The following is a 14,982-nucleotide window of genomic DNA, read 5'->3' on the forward strand; positions in this document are numbered from 1 at the left end:
CTACTGACCGGCCTCGATCGTGGCAACTCTTTCGAGTGCCTCAGGACCACAGATCTCTTGAATACTCACCGGCCCGCCGGCAGCCATATCGTCGACCCGGTGCTTGAGAACTCCTGAAGTCAGATAGGAGTACAGATCGGCACCTGGACACGATGTGGCCGCGAAATCTCGATGCCCTGCAAGCGTGTCCGTAGGAATGTTGAAGCGTTGCGCGGCCCAGGCAAAAACGAGGGCGGCACTGTCTAGCTGTGCAGAGGTCACGGCTTCTTGATCGAAGTCGCCCTCGCAGAGAACGAGGAAGTGTCCGGTCGGGTCATACTCCGTCGCCGTATCGCCAACGATGTCCGGCTCCCGCAAATGGTAGATGTTTCCATTACGGTCCACCCCGACGTGATACGCGATATCGATCCAGCCCCGTTCACGTTGGTGCAGTCGTTGGTGCTGGCGGAGACGTCCCGGGGCGTTGGCGTTGTCGCCCAACACTGCGCCCGTGTGGTGGAGAGTCATGCGGCTGAGCGTGTGCCTGACCCCGCCCGGCAAAGGGGGTTTTGCCCCCCACGCGTCGCGGCACAGCATGGTTCCTGACACGGGTACGACCGTTGTGGTTGCCACAGGCGTCGACGGCGGCACATAGGCGGGGACCGCATCGACGCTGCTGGTGGGGGCAGGGGGTGGAATCGATGTGGTGGACGACGCGGTGGGTGTTCCGGCATCGAGCCACCGCGGTACGACCCCGGCCGCGGCTGCCCCTACGCCGCCCGCTGCCGCGAGCCACAGCAGCCGTCGACGCCCGAGTCGGCCTCCACGACCTTCTTCATTCTCGGCAGGCGGCACGTCCACGGTCTCCAGAGTACGAAACATCGGCTGAGGATCGTGGCGCATTGACGCTCGCTTCCTCTCTCTGTCGCGGCAAGCTCTGTCGTTGCGTCTGTTACGCAATCGGCCAGCTGTCGCAGCCACTCGCAACAATCAACTCAGCGCGAAGTCCACCGCGGCCTGCGCGTGCAGCAGCGTCGTCGGGAACACCGGGACGGCGACGTCGTCGGCGCCGATCAGCAGTTCCACCTCGGTGCAGCCGAGGATCACGCCCTGCACCCCGGCCATGCGGTCGACGACGTCGCGGTAGACGGCTCGTGACTCGTCGCGAACGACGTTGTGGCACAGCTCGTCGTAGATGATGCGGCTGACCTCGCGGCGATCCTCGGCCTCAGGCGTGACGACCTCGACGCCGTACGCCGCGAACCGCGAGACGTAGAAGGACTGCTCCATCGTGAACGCGGTGGCCAGCAGACCCACCCGCGACAGGCCCGCAGCGGCCACGGCGCGCGCGGTGGTGTCCGCGATGTGGAGGAACGGGATCGCGACAGCATCCTCGATGGCCGCGGCGACGTAGTGCATGGTGTTCGTGCACAGCACGATGGCGTCAGCACCCGCGGCTTCGAGCCCGCACCCCGCATCGGTGAGCCGGCGAGCGACCGCGTCCCAGTCGCCGTCGAGCTTGAACTCCTCGATCTCGGCGAAGTCGACCGACGCGAGAAGGATTGGCGCGGAATGCAATCCGCCGAGGCGGTCAGCGAAGAGTTCGTTGATCAGTCGGTAGTAGTGGGCGGTGCTGACCCAGCTCATGCCGCCGATCAAGCCGAGTGTCTTCACCCAGACGATGCTACGAGCTGGAGAGACGCGTCGGCTCTGGTGGCACACGGCTCCCCCACCTGGCGACACCAGAGACCGACGCGTCCGGAAAAAGGCTCCGCTCAACCCCTCGCTGCGCGCGCCTTGACAGTCGTGTGAGGAAACCAACTGGATCGTACATAAACATCGTTGTTTATGAGAGACAACTAGGTTCTTGAAAAGGAAACGACTCGCGCAGCGCCGGAGCCGCCAATGCCCCGCATATACTTCGGCACAGTCACACCACCTGCACGAAATCCGACGCTGCCGAGGTCAGAGGGGGAACCCAATGGTCGAGCGGCTCGCGTCCGGCCGTCACCACCTCAGTCGCGACGAGGTTGCGGCCCACCAGAAGCAGCGGCTGTTCAAGGCACTCGCCGCGGTGATGACGGCGAACGGCTACAGCAACACGACCGTGGACGACGTCATCAAGGAGGCCAAGGTCTCCCGGGCCACGTTCTACCAGCATTTCGAGTCCAAGCAGGACCTCTTCATGGCCGGCTACGCCCGCATGCAGCGCCATGTCATCGACGACATCTTCGCGGTCCCCGCGGCCGGCACGCCGATGCAGCGTTTCGCCGCCATGCTCGAGCGGTACCTGGGCTTCATCGCACTCGATTCGGCCACCTCGCGGCTCTATCTGCTCGAGGTGTACGCGGCAGGCCCGGACGCCATGCGCCGGCGGATCGAACTGCAGCAGGAGTTCGTCGCCGGCGTCGTGGAGATCTTCGACGCCCGCAGCGATGCCGACCGCTTCGCGTGCGAGGCGCTCGTCGCGGCGATATCGACAATGGTGACCCACGCCCTCACCACAAGCGACTCGGTGACCGGGCTGTACAAGCCCCTCCTCGATTACACCGAGCGCGTGATCGGCCCCGCCGATGACCATTGAGTTGACCGGCCTGCGGGAGCGCAAGAAGTGGCAGACCCGCCAGGCGATCCGGCGGGAAGCATTGCGGCTGTTCACGGAGCAGGGATTCGCGAACACCACGGTCGAGCAGATCGCCGAGGCGGCCGACGTCTCCCCGCGGACGTTCTACCGCTACTTCGGCGTGAAGGAGGCGGTTCTGATCTCCGCCGACCACTCACCGCTGATCGTGGCGGCCTTCGTCGCTGCGCCCCGGCATCTGACGCCCGTCGCTGCGTATCAGTACGCAGTCTCAGAGGTGTTCGGCTCGCTGTCGGACGAGGACCGGGAGGACGACCTCATCGGGCAGCAACTGCTGTACCAGGTACCCGAGGCGCACGGATTGATCTACGCCGAGTTCATCAAGCTGATCAACCTCATCACCGACGCACTGCAGGAGCGTCCCGACGCACCGGCCGACGAGGCTGAACGGTGCGTGCTGGCCGGCGCGATGGTCGGCGTGATCTTCGGCGCGGCGCACAACACACCTCTGCCCGACGAGGCCGTCCCGCACGCGCTGTCGATCCTCGACGGCAAACTGTCTACGTGACCCAAGCCGTGAGCTCGACCTGGGCGCCGCTGCGCTCGCCGGTCTTCCGGGCGCTGTGGATCGCGCAACTGGTCTCGAATCTGGGCACCTGGATGCAGACCGTCGGCGCGCAGTGGATGCTCGTCGAGGATCCCCGGGCCGCCGTACTGGTCCCGCTGGTGCAGACCGCGACGACGCTGCCGGTCATGCTGCTGGCCTTGCCGTCGGGTGTGCTGGCCGACCTGATCGACCGGCGCCGGCTGCTGATCGCCACGCAGGGCGCGATGGCCGTAGGGGTGGCGTTCCTCGCCACACTGACGGGTTTCGGGCTGACGACGCCCGCGGTGCTGCTGATCGTGCTGTTCGTCATCGGCTGCGGACAGGCGCTGACCGCGCCGGCCTGGCAGGCCATCCAGCCCGATCTGGTTCCGCCGCAGCAGATTCCGGCCGCCGCGGCACTTGGCAGCATGAGCATGAACGGCGCCCGGGCGATCGGGCCCGCGATTGCCGGCGCGCTGGTGTCGCTGGCCGGGCCGACGCTGGTGTTCGCGCTCAACGCGGTGTCGTTCATCGGGATCGTGGCCGTGCTGATTTGGTGGCGCCGCCCTCCGATCGAGAACAACTTCCCGCCGGAGCGCGCGTTGGCGGCGTTGAGCGCCGGTGGCCGCTACATCCGGAGCTCGCCGGTCGTGCGGCGCATCCTGCTGCGCACGGCGCTGTTCATCGGCCCGGCCAGCGCGCTGTGGGGGCTGCTGCCGGTGATCGCGGCCGACCAGCTGGGTCTGTCGTCGTCCGGATACGGCCTGCTGCTCGGCGCGCTGGGCGTCGGCGCACTGCTCGGGGCGCTGGCGTTGTCACGGATACGGTCCCGGTTCGGGCAGAACACGCTGCTGACGCTCGGAGCCGGCGGCTTCGCGGTCGCGACGGCGGTGCTCGCGCTGGTGCACAGCTTCGCGGCGGTGCTCGCTGCGCTGGTGGTCGGCGGCGCGGCGTGGCTGTTGTCGCTGTCGACGCTGAACGCGTCGATGCAGCTGAGCCTGCCGGGCTGGGTGCGGGCCCGCGGGCTGTCGGTGTACCAGCTGATCTTCATGGGCGGGCAAGCGCTGGGCTCGGTGGTGTGGGGCGTACTAGCCGGGGCCACCAGCAGCGTGAACAGCCTGCTCGTCAGCGTCGGCCTGCTGGCGGCATGCGGGGTGTCGCTGCTGTGGTGGCCGCTGCACAGGAGCACCGGGAACCTCGACCTGACGCCGTCGTCGCACTGGCCGGAGCCGACGCTGGTGTTCGAGCCCGAGCCGCTCGACGGTCCCGTGCTGGTGCTGACGTCCTACCGGGTTTCGCCGGAGAACGAGGAGGCGTTCGTCGCGGCGATGGCGGTGCTCGGCCGGTCGCGCCAGCGCACGGGCGCGGCGCAGTGGCGGCTGTTCCGCAGCGTCGAGGAGGAGTCGACCTACGTCGAGACGTTCGTGGTGCGCTCGTGGGGCGAGCACATGCATCAGCACTACACACGGCTGACGGGTCAGGACCAGCTCATCGAACTGAACGTCGAGAAGTACACCGACGGCCAGGCGCTGTCGCGGCACTACCTCGCGGTCCGCGACTCAGGCTGAGTCGTGTCGCACGTTGCCGGCCGGCTCGTGAACATCCGCGGAGACCAACGCAAGACGGCCGCGGGCGAGGTCGATCGGAGGTATCCATCCGTGTTTCGGTTCATGCCCAGATGAGCACGTTCGGGCACGAATCGTCCACCTCGCGCAAGCACGTGTAGCCAATGCCCGCCAATCCGCGGAACAGTCCGACGTTGAACCGAGATGCCACCTGCGCGTTCCACCGGTAGTCACCACTGACCGACTTCCTCCGCAATACGGCCGACAACCGGCGGGACGCGAGTTGGCGCAGGTCGTCGCGGCCCAGTGTCGTGCTCGCTTGTCGCAGCAGTTCCACACTGCCCAGTGCACCGCAACACAATGTGTCCGTGTGCCCTGGCCAAGCCAGCGACGCCCCGCGCAGAGCCGCCTCGATGTCGGTGTGCACGGTTCCACGCATCTCAGGCGCGCCCATCTCGGCGATTCCGAGGCGCGCCAGACCTATGCCGACCGCACCGTGGCACCATTGAGACCGCCAGTGCGGCTCGCTCAGGCCCGGGTCGAGCCAGTCACTGCGGTCGCCGTCGAAGTTGTATCTCTCAACGTCGAGACACTCCGCGGCAGCAGCGGCGAAGTCCTCACGGTGCGCCGCCTCGGCAAGGGCCGACATCGCGTAGGCGTAGCCAGACGCGCCGTGGGATATTCCGTTCAGTACCTGGCTGTTGTTGCCGCTGGGCCAGCTTCGCCGGCCCAGCGGCCCACGACGTTCCTGAGTGAGCAGGTGAGTACCGCAGGCGACAGCGCGTTGAAGCACTTCATGCTCGCCCGTCTCGCGATGCAGGCACAGAAGACTCAGGATGGCGCCGGCGCTGCCGCCGATGACATCGAGTTGCACATCAGTGGCGATGAGATCGTCCGACATCAACCGCGCTGCGCGGAGAGCATCATCGAGTAGGCCATCATCGGCCGACAACCGGGACACGCAGGTCAAGCCGTAGACGATGGAACCCAACCCTGTCGCACCTCCGATGCCCATCACCCTGGCGACATGCGCGGCGATCGGGCCACCGATCTCGGCGCGCACATGAGCAAGGGCTGCCGAGGCCAATTCCGCGAAGCGGTCGTCACCGGTGACGGCGGAGTATGCAGCCAGGAATGTGGCGATTCCGCACGTGCCGTTGTAGAAGTCGTGACCGAGCACCGCGAGTTGCGATGCATCGATGTCAGGCAGCCAGCCCACACCGACCCAGGCTGCGCCCCCGCACTCGCGGACCGCGTGATCGGCGATCTGCTCGGCTACCGCGGCAGCTTCACGAGCGAAGGCCGACTGTGGCAACGCTTGATCGTGATCGATCAGGGCCCACGACCCTGACGGCCTATCCGACGTTGGTGCCGTCGCATCAGGTGACGTCTGCCGGATGATCTCGACCTGCCAGGCGATCTCACGGTCGGAAAGGGAACGAAGACGGTCGCGACCGCATCGCACACCGTCGGTCTTCGACGTGAACATCGGCACATTCAATTCGAGAAGGGCTCTGCGCTCGGACCTCTGCCGCGACCACGTCTCTTCAGATGCAGTCTCGGGGTCGGACAACCTCGAGACGAAATCGGCTTGGCTGGACCACAGGACGCCATCGTCCATCAAACGGTCGTCCCTCAATCGCTGCAGGAGCATTGAGTAGAACTGCGTGGGCCTCGGGACGGTTCGGACGTCGAGCTCCGCGAATCCGTCGAAAAGTCGCGGACCCACGTCACGGAGATACGCGGCGTACGTGCGGAAACCTTCCACGAAGTCCTCGACGTGCCCGGCCAGTCCGATGTGGCGATCAGGTCTCAACAGGGGAAGGTTGGTCGGTATCGGTACGGCGCCCGAACGAACGCATGGCCGCATCGTGTCGGCGTTCATGTCCTGCCACATCAGTGCTTTCCCCGTCGGCCATTCCGAGGCGATTCCACCGGCAGTGCGTACACCGTTCGCAGTGCTTGCGTAGGAGGGGAGCATCCCGACGGAAGCAACCGACCGCGCGATCATCTCCCGTGCGGCTTCGTACGCCTGCGATCCAGGAGATGTTGATCGAATCACTGCTCCTTGGAGGAGAGTCTCTACATCGATCGGCACCGGATGGCTGCCTGCAGCAATCACGTTCTCGTGGTGGATGTCGCTGGCTCCGAAACAGTGGAGGAGCGCCAGCCATGCGCCGGCGCGGCAATAGAACTCTCGGCAATCTCGTTCGGAGTCGCAGGGCCTGTGTTCGATGAATTCCGCCCAACCGTAGTCACCCATCGAGGCGACGGCCGCGGCGCGCAGGAGCAGTGGTGCATCGTGATTGAGCCGCTCGATCACGCCTCGCCAGGCTGCGTCGAGTTCGAGATTCCTGGGCTTGTACACCACTCTCGAACCGTCTGCGAATTCGAGGCGGAGCACAGAACGACCTCCGCGGTGCACGTCGGAATCAACGCCGTGTAGGTGGATGACCTGGAGGTCGCGGTCTCGGCGGAGGAGGTCGTGTTGCATCCGCGGAAGGTCGGCATCGAGGCGAAGGAGGAATTCGCGAGATGTGTTGAGCCACTGCCGCGTCAGACATGCGACAAGCCGCAACAACACTGGCTTTTCCTGGAAGAGATCGATCAGTCCGCCCGACTGCATCCTCAGGACGAAGTCACGATAGGTCGCGGACGAGTCGACGAAGCCGTCGTACAGGGGGGCGGCGCACAGGGTGCAGAGCCGGTTCAGAAGAAGCCCGGCCAAGTCCTGGCGCGCCGAGGTCGCGAGTCGGCCGCTTACGGAAGCATCCACCGAATGCCGAAGCCGTGCGGCAGCGGCTCTGGCGAGGGGCGACAAGATGTGCCCGAACGGATACCGAGTAACCCCTACGAAAGACGGTGACGAGGTGTTGTGCAACGCGACCTGAATCCACTCGGCGTCGGTGGACCATTGTGGCATGGGCACCGAGGAACACCGATGCGGTCCTGCGAAACGCGCACGTACATCTGCTAGGGAGTAGCCGTCACGCCTCAGGCGTCGTTCGAACAGCTCCCAGTCACCGCTGCTGCTTGAACGGCACCACGCTGCAATTTTTTTCGCTGCAACATCGTCACCGGAGACCGAGGCTCGAACGGACACGAAGTCGTCGGACAGCAATTCGTCGATGGTCGCGGCCCGCGTTGCCAGATCTGGAGCAAAAAGATTCAAGGCGTCCTAGTCCTTGGACACATCAGATGCAGCAGGGGTAGTACGCGTCCGTCTGATACGTGTAAGACAGCGCGGACTCCTCTGCCGCTGCCTCCAGTTCCGCATCGGTGACGCCAAGCCGGTGCACGGTTTCGCGCGTCCGCCACATCAGCGTTGCTTCGCTCATTCTTTCTCTCCTGTCGTGCTCGGCTGTATTGGACCAGGTGACGTAGACGGGAAGAGATCCCAAATCGGAAAAGGCAGTGAGCGCGCCGGCTGTTGCGCAGGAGCCGGTTGCGGTCTTTCCTGCTCCGTCGGGATGCCAGGCCACTGCACTTCTCCACCGGGTGGCGGCCATTGTTCCCTGGGTAGAGGCTCAGCCCATTCCCCGTTCGGTAACTGGAAGTGGCCGTTCTTCTCGACGAGGGTCGTGGGCACGTAGCACCCCGGCCCCATGGGAACCATCATGCAGTCTCGTTCTGCGGCTTGAGTGTTGCCGAGATAAAGGCATGCAACGTTCCCAGCGGTGGTGAGGTAACACTGACGTTCGAGTTGGCTCTGCGCCAGCGGGCATGGGCCTGATGCGACCGCCGCCCCGACGACGGTCATCCAACACGCGATTGCGTTTCGCGTCCTCACGATGAACTCGTTTCTCGGCCGGGGTGAGGACACAACTCCTCGTAATCCTTCTGGTGTTGAACCCAGCTGTCCCACTGTTGTTGGGTCGGGTTGACGGTCAGTTTTCTGCAGAGTGCCTCACGGACGTCGCTGGGACCCGGCCACAGTCGGAGGTCGCCCTCTGCGCTGGCGGAAACGATCAAAGTGTCGTCTGAACTGACAGCGACGCTTCGGACCCAATCTTGATGCCCTTCCAGCGGCGTGTCCTCGGGTGGCACTCCCATGATGTCCCAGACCCGGACGATCCCGCCCCCTCCGCCGGCAGCGATCCAGGGAACACGGTGCAGCACAGCGAGGCTGTACACGGCACTCTGGTCTCGATAAAGAGGTTTGGGAATCTCACTGCGTCGGTTCATGTCCCACACACGGATGGTGCCATCGCTGTTGCCCGAGACGAGCTTGCTGTCATCAACGAAATCGACCGCGAGCACGGTCTGACCTGAAGCGCCCCGCAGAGGTTCTCCGTCCGCGCGGCGCGCATGGACGTCCCATATCTGTACCAGGTTCTGCGGATCGCCGAATCGATCATTCCCGGAGCCGGTGGCGAGGTAAGCACCGTCGGGGCTGAACGCGACACTCCACACTTGATAAGGCACCACGGCCCCCGCGGTGTTCGTCGTCTGCGCCGACATCACGTCCAGGAGGCGCAGACTGTCGGCGTCCCATAACCGAACCAATCCGTCGAAGCCGCCTGCGGCGATGTACTTCTCGGCGGGGTCTACGGCCACACCGGTCATACGCGGTTGCATGAAGACGGGCATTCCCTCACGTCGCGGGCCTATGTCAAGTTTTGTGGCACTTCCTGTTTCGGTGTTCCACACCAGCACCTGACCGTCGTTTGACACGCTGACTATGCGATCGCCATTCGCGTAGTAGGCCAAACGGTTGATCGCGTGCTGCGCATCGCCTGGTGCTGCCGGCTGTCCCAGTGTGCTGATCAAGGCGGCAGTCCTGGTGTCCCACAGCTTGACTGTGCCGTCTACGCCTCCGGAAGCCACTTTGGTGTTGTCGGGGCTGAAGTCGACTGCGTTGACCGATTCACCCTGATTGGCCGGTATCGACAAGCCGAACACCGCGTTCCAGATGCGCACCGTGCCGTCAAGGCTGCCGGACACGATTCGGGTCCCGTCTTGGGTGAAGGCCACCGACGACACGGCGCCATCGTGGCCTCGAAAAGTATCACCCAGCCCCGTCAGCGATGTCGCGTCCCAGACTTTGACGGCGCTGTCATCCCCGCCAGAGACGATCCGGCTGTTGTCAGCGCTGAACGCCAAGCTGTTCACGACAGCTGGGTGGGCGCGCCGGGTCGCCATCGGCTTCAGGCTGTGCCCGTCCAGGAGATCGATGCTCCCTCCATACCCGCCGACCACCAGGCGTTCACCGCTGTTGTCGAATGCCACACTCGTGATGGGGTAACCCTGCCGCTCACCATCAACGCCCATGTTGCTGCCCCACGCGACCAGTGTCTGGCCCGAGTCGGCAGCCACCAGCCTGACTCCGTAGCCATTGGCCACCGCGACCACATCAGCTGTCGGGCTGAACGACACGCTCTTCGCCACAGGCGCTGAGCCCGCATCTGAACCCGGCACGGTGGCGATCGTTCTGCCGGTCGATACACTCCATATCCGCACGGTGCGTTGGCTGTCTCCCGTTGCGATCCACTGTCCCCCGTGCCCAAAGGACACGGTGCTCACCGATCCTGGATGCTGCATCAGCGTCCCGATACGGTTGCCGCTCGCAACGTCGAGAACCTGGAGACTGCCGTCATTTCCGCCCGCGGCGATCCGTCTGCTGCTGGGGTCGAAGGCGAGCGCTCCGATCTGTCCGGGCCCCGCCAGGTTCAACGGTGGCAGGGGAGCTCCCGTCCGCGCGTCCCACATTCGCAGTGTCTTCTCATTGCTCCCCGACGCGATCAGTTCTCCGTCTGGGCTGACGGCCACGGCCTTGACGGGCAGCAGTTCATCACCGTCGGGCCGGTGCGGATTCTGCATGATCTTGGAGGTACTGGCAGAGCCGACAACGACGGGGTAGAGAGTCTCATCGGAGTCTCCGGCTCCCGCAAGGCTCCGGCCAACCAGCAGTCGCTGTAGTCCTTCGGTGTCGACAGCCTTCGACAAGTCGATCCGAGCTTCGGCGATCAACTTCTGAGCAATGGCTTCACGCTGACTGTCCTTGGCGTCGTGCCGCGATCTGAACGCCACACCGGCCCCCAGGACAGCGACGAGGGTGACGACCACGAGAAGCGCGACCAAACCGAGCCGTTTGGTGCGCACACGGGCCCGTTTAGCCCGTTCGGAACCCTCACTGGCAGCAAGGAATTCCCTGGCGCTGTCGTTCAAGTCGACCCTGGTGGTCAGCAAACGTCCTTTGTGAGCTGGGTCGAAAGTCGCGCCGGTATCGACGATCGCCTTCGTGAGCGGGAGACCCAGCAAGAGGACTGCAGGATCTCGGCCATTGGCTTCCCAGTCCTGGGCGGACATCTCCACCACACGACGTGTCCGCAGCGCGGTGACCTCTGCATCGATTTCTTTGTTCAATGGGCGCCAATTGACCAGGAAGGCGTCGTGCGACACCGTGATCGATGTCGTCTTACCGTCGACTTCCGTTGTCAGCAGTCGCCGCTCGAGGAATGGTCTCAGGCTTACCTCGGGATCCGGTGATTCCTCCAGAATCAGTCTCCGCTTACTCGGTCGGCCATGCTCATCGATGGTGACCAGATTGAGCAACTCGTCGATCACCTCGTCTGGCGACTTTCCGGTGACCTCACAGGCGGTCGCCAACGCTTCATCAGCCTGGCGCTGCAATGCGCCTTGGACGCCACCGATCTCGTCGTATCGACGATGGGTCAGCACGTCGCCGCGGCCCGCGTCCGCGACGAGCTGTTCGAGGGTGAAGGCCAGTAACGGCAGCGCGTCGCCGGTACCGGTGTCTCCGATCAGGCGGGTGACGAGATCATCCTCGAAGCTCAATCCCGCCACCGCGGCGGGTTCCTCGATCACCGCGCGTAAGGCGTCGGTTCCGAGGGGACGCACTTGATAGATGCGGGTTCGGACGTTCATCAGGTCGGGGTCTTTGCCGAGTGCGTCCACATATTCGGAGCGCATCGTCGCGAGCACCTGGACGGGTCCGCCGAGCGCCGGGGCCAGCGCTGTGACGAACTTCGACCGCTCGTCGGGGCCCGTCTGCGTCAAGAGCTCCTCGAATTGGTCGATGACGACCAAGAGCTTGGTGCGGGCGGGTGCTGCGGCGGCGAGAAGCACGTCGTCCGCGACAGTCTTCAGCCCGTAATGCTCCAGATCGTTGCGCAGGGAATGAGTATCGACGGGAATGTTGCGTGCAAGGGCAAATTCTGCGACGACGCGGCTGAGGTTCTCCAGTGGGTCGGTACCCGGAACGAATGGTGGCAGTGCCAGCCAGTAGTCTTCCCCGGCGACTCGAGGCAGGACGCCGGCCCGGACCAGCGATGACTTCCCGCTTCCCGAGGCGCCGACGACCAGCAGAATGGCGGGTTGCGCCCGCTCGGACGATCGGAGCCGCTTCGTGAGAGAGACGATCTCGCGTGTGCGCCCGAAGAACACGCGATGATCACCGAGTTCGAACGCACGCAAGCCGGGATACGGGGGCTTGCCGTCGGGCCATCCCCATCCGCCACCGCCGGCGATCACCTTCAGGCGTGAACGCAGAGCCGCACACGCGGCGTCGGGGTCTTTGACGGCATCGACACCCTGGATCGTCTCCAACATCTTGTGTTGCACGGCGTTGCCACCCACGCTCACCGGAAGGAGCTGAACGCCGAGTGCCATCGACGCGCCGATTTCGGCCGCACACCATATGGAACCGACATAGTTCGGCGACACCACGCAGACGACGGCATCTGCCCAACGGAGTCGCTCGAACAGGCGCCGCTCCCAGTCAGTACCGACGGCGAGCCCGTCATCCAGGTCCGTATCGAGAAAGAGGCGGTGGCCGTCCTGTTCCAACCACGCGAAGATCTGCTGGGCCCAGTCGTTGTCGGCGCTGTTGTGGCTGATGAATACGTTCGCCATGTGCGGCACTACCCCCCAACGACGTGGCCGTCATTGCCGCCGCGGTAGATGTTCATCCACCCCACGACACCGACGTAGCTGTCGGTACGTAGATACGATTGTGACGCCGGATGCGGACAGAAAACCCAGTAATCGACTACTCGACTCGAGTCATACCTTTTCTGGCCTCGATAGGTACTTCCCGTCGGTCCTTTTTCCGCGAAGGGCATTTTCTCCACCTCTCGGCCGTCGATGCGAATCGACCCGGCAGGAATCGAGTAGTCGGATACGCAGTCGCGGCCCCATCGCCCGTTCTAGCCTTTCGGTGAGTAGTGAAGCCGGACGCACGGGCGCCTCAGCACACCGTCGACGTTCGCGTGACACAAAGGGGGTGGGGCGGCGATGACAAGATTCATGCCGATGCTTGCCGGATCTTATGAATTCTCGTCGCGATTCGGCATGCGGCCGGGAGGAATGCATCGCGGTGTTGACTTCGCCGCGATGGAGAAGACGAAGATATTCGCCGCGCAGGCGGGCTCAGTCGTCTTCATCGGCCGGGCTGACGGGTTCGGACAATGGATCGTGATCGACCATCCCGCCGAGGCCGGCGGTGGAACAACGGTCTACGGCCACATGTGGGACGCACATGCGACTGGCCTCCGGAACGGTGATCGCGTCCACGCAGGTCAACACATTGCCTTCGTCGGCAACAACGGGCAATCCACAGGCGCGCACCTGCACTTCGAGGTGCATCCGACCGTGTGGCGAGCGGGATCCCAGATTGATCCCTTGCCGTGGCTTGCCGGCGCGTCAGAGCCGGACACGGCGACAGCACAGCACGTAGGGGAGGCAACCATGCCGAAATCGGACCACGACATGCTCTGCGAGATCTACGCCCTGCTGACCGCCCCGCTACCCAGCCGGTCGATCTACCGCTCCAACGATCAACCGGTCGACACATGGCGCGGCATGCTGCTCAACGTCGACGGCATGGCTCACGAGGCGTACATCGAGCGTGAAGCGCTGCTGGGTTATCAGCCGGCGGTCGAACTCGTGCGCCGGTGCGCCGACCACAGTGTGGACGGCGTCGCGCGGGAACGCGCTGCCTTCATCCTGGACAAGATCGACCGACCGGAACGCACTGCAGGGACCGACAGCACTCCGGTCGACCAGCAGGTCTCAGCGACGACGGCCAAGAAGAAGCCCAGAGCGACTCGCAAGGCGACTCGCTGATGGACGCGCAAGACCGCCTCGATCCGTCGCGAGCGTGGCCGTGAAGAACATCGTGATGTGCCTGGACGGCACCAACAATCAGCTACGGGCAGCCGACAACACCAACGTCGTTCGGCTACTCAACATGCTGGACTTGTCCGACCCCAGCAGGCAGGTGGCGTATTACGACCCAGGCGTAGGCACCTTCAGCTCACCGTCCGCCTGGTCGCCGCCCGCCCGCGTACTGTCGCGCTACGCCGGTCTGATGTTCGGCGCGGGTCTTCGGCAGAACCTGGGCGAGGCCTACTCGTACATCACGTCGACCTACGAGTCGGGTGACCATATCTTCGTGTTCGGCTTCAGCCGAGGCGCCTACACCGCACGGGCCCTCACGGGCTTGCTCGAGGTCTTCGGTATCTTTCGGCGCGGATCAGAAACTCTCATTCCGTACGCGGTCAGCGCCTACGCCAAGCAGCAGCGTCACGATGACCCGACCTTTTTCGAAGGTCTGCGCGTCTACGCAGAAACGCACAGCGTCAACCGCTTTGGGCACGCTCCGGTTCACTTCGTGGGGATCTGGGACACCGTGAAGTCAGCAGGCACTTTGACGCGTCAGCTCAGGTGGCCCTACACCCGCCAACTTCCGCACGCGACCACCATCCGTCACGCAGTGGCCATCGACGAGAGACGCCGGCCCTTCGCGCCTTATCTCGTCGAGTATCCGAAGCCCAACCACCTCAATGCGGTCAAGAATCAGGACCTACTGGAAGTCTGGTTCGCCGGGGTGCATTCCGATGTCGGTGGCGTATTCGCCGCCGGCACCAGACTTTCGGACATCCCCTTGAAATGGATGGCCGACGAAGCTGTCCTTCGCGGTCTGCTGGTCCGTCCTCGCGCTTACGCACAGATGTCCGCGCTTTCAGGTGTCGACCCGACCGGAGACCACCACGTGATGCCCCGGTACTGGGACCTTCTCGGACCCGGCCGACGCACCGTTCCCGCGACCGCGCTCATCCACGCCAGTGTGCGGGAAAGAGTTGCCAAGGACCCCGCTTACGGGGCACGGCTCCCCGACGTGCCCCACTACGTATGCGACGACTGGCGACGGCCACGCCCTTATCCGCCGCCCTGATGGGCGCGGCTCAGGAGCGAGCGGCGAGGACCTCACGGAGCTGCAGGTTCGCCTCGCCACACGTACACAACCG

General features: G+C 64.5%; 10 protein-coding genes. 5 read left to right on the plus strand and 5 right to left on the minus strand.

What is annotated here, in order from left to right:
* Complete coding sequence (locus G6N45_RS27490) at positions 1–507, minus strand: peptidoglycan recognition protein family protein (RefSeq protein ID WP_246228812.1); 507 nt, start codon at positions 505–507, stop codon at positions 1–3.
* A gap of 462 nt (positions 508–969) precedes the next feature.
* Entirely contained in the window at positions 970–1,653 is a 684-nt protein-coding gene (locus G6N45_RS27495) for an aspartate/glutamate racemase family protein (RefSeq protein WP_163727478.1), read from the minus strand.
* 307 nt (positions 1,654–1,960) lie between these two features.
* On the opposite strand from G6N45_RS27495, the gene G6N45_RS27500 reads away from it, so the two are divergent.
* The 3 genes from G6N45_RS27500 to G6N45_RS27510 are packed head-to-tail and all read left to right on the plus strand — an operon-like array spanning position 1,961 to position 4,714.
* Positions 1,961–2,563, plus strand: a complete 603-nt coding sequence (locus tag G6N45_RS27500) for a TetR/AcrR family transcriptional regulator (protein ID WP_163727482.1) — start codon at positions 1,961–1,963, stop codon at positions 2,561–2,563.
* A complete protein-coding gene (locus G6N45_RS27505; RefSeq protein WP_163727485.1) occupies positions 2,553–3,128 on the plus strand; it encodes a TetR/AcrR family transcriptional regulator in 576 nt (191 codons plus the stop codon). Before G6N45_RS27500 ends, G6N45_RS27505 begins: the two co-directional genes overlap by 11 nt.
* A complete protein-coding gene (locus tag G6N45_RS27510; protein WP_163727488.1) occupies positions 3,125–4,714 on the plus strand; it encodes an MFS transporter in 1,590 nt (529 codons plus the stop codon). The genes G6N45_RS27505 and G6N45_RS27510 overlap by 4 nt, the downstream gene beginning before the upstream one ends.
* A 100-nt stretch (positions 4,715–4,814) precedes the next feature.
* On the opposite strand, the gene G6N45_RS27515 is transcribed toward G6N45_RS27510, so the two are convergent.
* From G6N45_RS27515 to G6N45_RS27525, 3 genes are all read right to left on the minus strand, one after another.
* On the minus strand, positions 4,815–7,883 hold the full coding sequence (locus tag G6N45_RS27515) for a type 2 lanthipeptide synthetase LanM family protein (protein ID WP_163727490.1): 3,069 nt from the start codon (positions 7,881–7,883) through the stop codon (positions 4,815–4,817).
* 22 nt (positions 7,884–7,905) lie between these two features.
* A complete protein-coding gene (locus tag G6N45_RS27520; protein WP_163727493.1) occupies positions 7,906–8,220 on the minus strand; it encodes a hypothetical protein in 315 nt (104 codons plus the stop codon).
* 277 nt (positions 8,221–8,497) lie between these two features.
* Positions 8,498–12,586, minus strand: a complete 4,089-nt coding sequence (locus G6N45_RS27525) for an nSTAND1 domain-containing NTPase (RefSeq protein WP_163727496.1) — start codon at positions 12,584–12,586, stop codon at positions 8,498–8,500.
* A gap of 393 nt (positions 12,587–12,979) precedes the next feature.
* Here G6N45_RS27525 and G6N45_RS27530 point away from each other — a divergent pair, with 393 nt between their 5' ends.
* Together G6N45_RS27530 and G6N45_RS27535 are read left to right on the plus strand one after the other, a co-directional pair.
* A complete protein-coding gene (locus G6N45_RS27530; RefSeq protein WP_246228813.1) occupies positions 12,980–13,798 on the plus strand; it encodes a M23 family metallopeptidase in 819 nt (272 codons plus the stop codon).
* 40 nt (positions 13,799–13,838) lie between these two features.
* Entirely contained in the window at positions 13,839–14,909 is a 1,071-nt protein-coding gene (locus G6N45_RS27535; protein ID WP_246228814.1) for a T6SS phospholipase effector Tle1-like catalytic domain-containing protein, read from the plus strand.
* Positions 14,910–14,982: the final 73 nt, after the last annotated feature.

It is taken from the genome of Mycolicibacterium psychrotolerans, from assembly GCF_010729305.1.
Taxonomy (GTDB): domain Bacteria; phylum Actinomycetota; class Actinomycetes; order Mycobacteriales; family Mycobacteriaceae; genus Mycobacterium; species Mycobacterium psychrotolerans.

Bases quoted from the DNA above. Each gene is read 5' to 3' on its own strand.
- G6N45_RS27490 (WP_246228812.1), bottom strand. From the start codon at position 507: ATGACTCTCCACCACACGGGCGCAGTGTTGGGCGACAACGCCAACGCC.
- G6N45_RS27500 (WP_163727482.1), top strand. From the start codon at position 1,961: ATGGTCGAGCGGCTCGCGTCCGGCCGTCACCACCTCAGTCGCGACGAG.
- G6N45_RS27505 (WP_163727485.1), top strand. From the start codon at position 2,553: ATGACCATTGAGTTGACCGGCCTGCGGGAGCGCAAGAAGTGGCAGACC.
- G6N45_RS27520 (WP_163727493.1), bottom strand. From the start codon at position 8,220: ATGGCCGCCACCCGGTGGAGAAGTGCAGTGGCCTGGCATCCCGACGGA.
- G6N45_RS27525 (WP_163727496.1), bottom strand. From the start codon at position 12,586: ATGGCGAACGTATTCATCAGCCACAACAGCGCCGACAACGACTGGGCC.
- G6N45_RS27530 (WP_246228813.1), top strand. From the start codon at position 12,980: ATGCCGATGCTTGCCGGATCTTATGAATTCTCGTCGCGATTCGGCATG.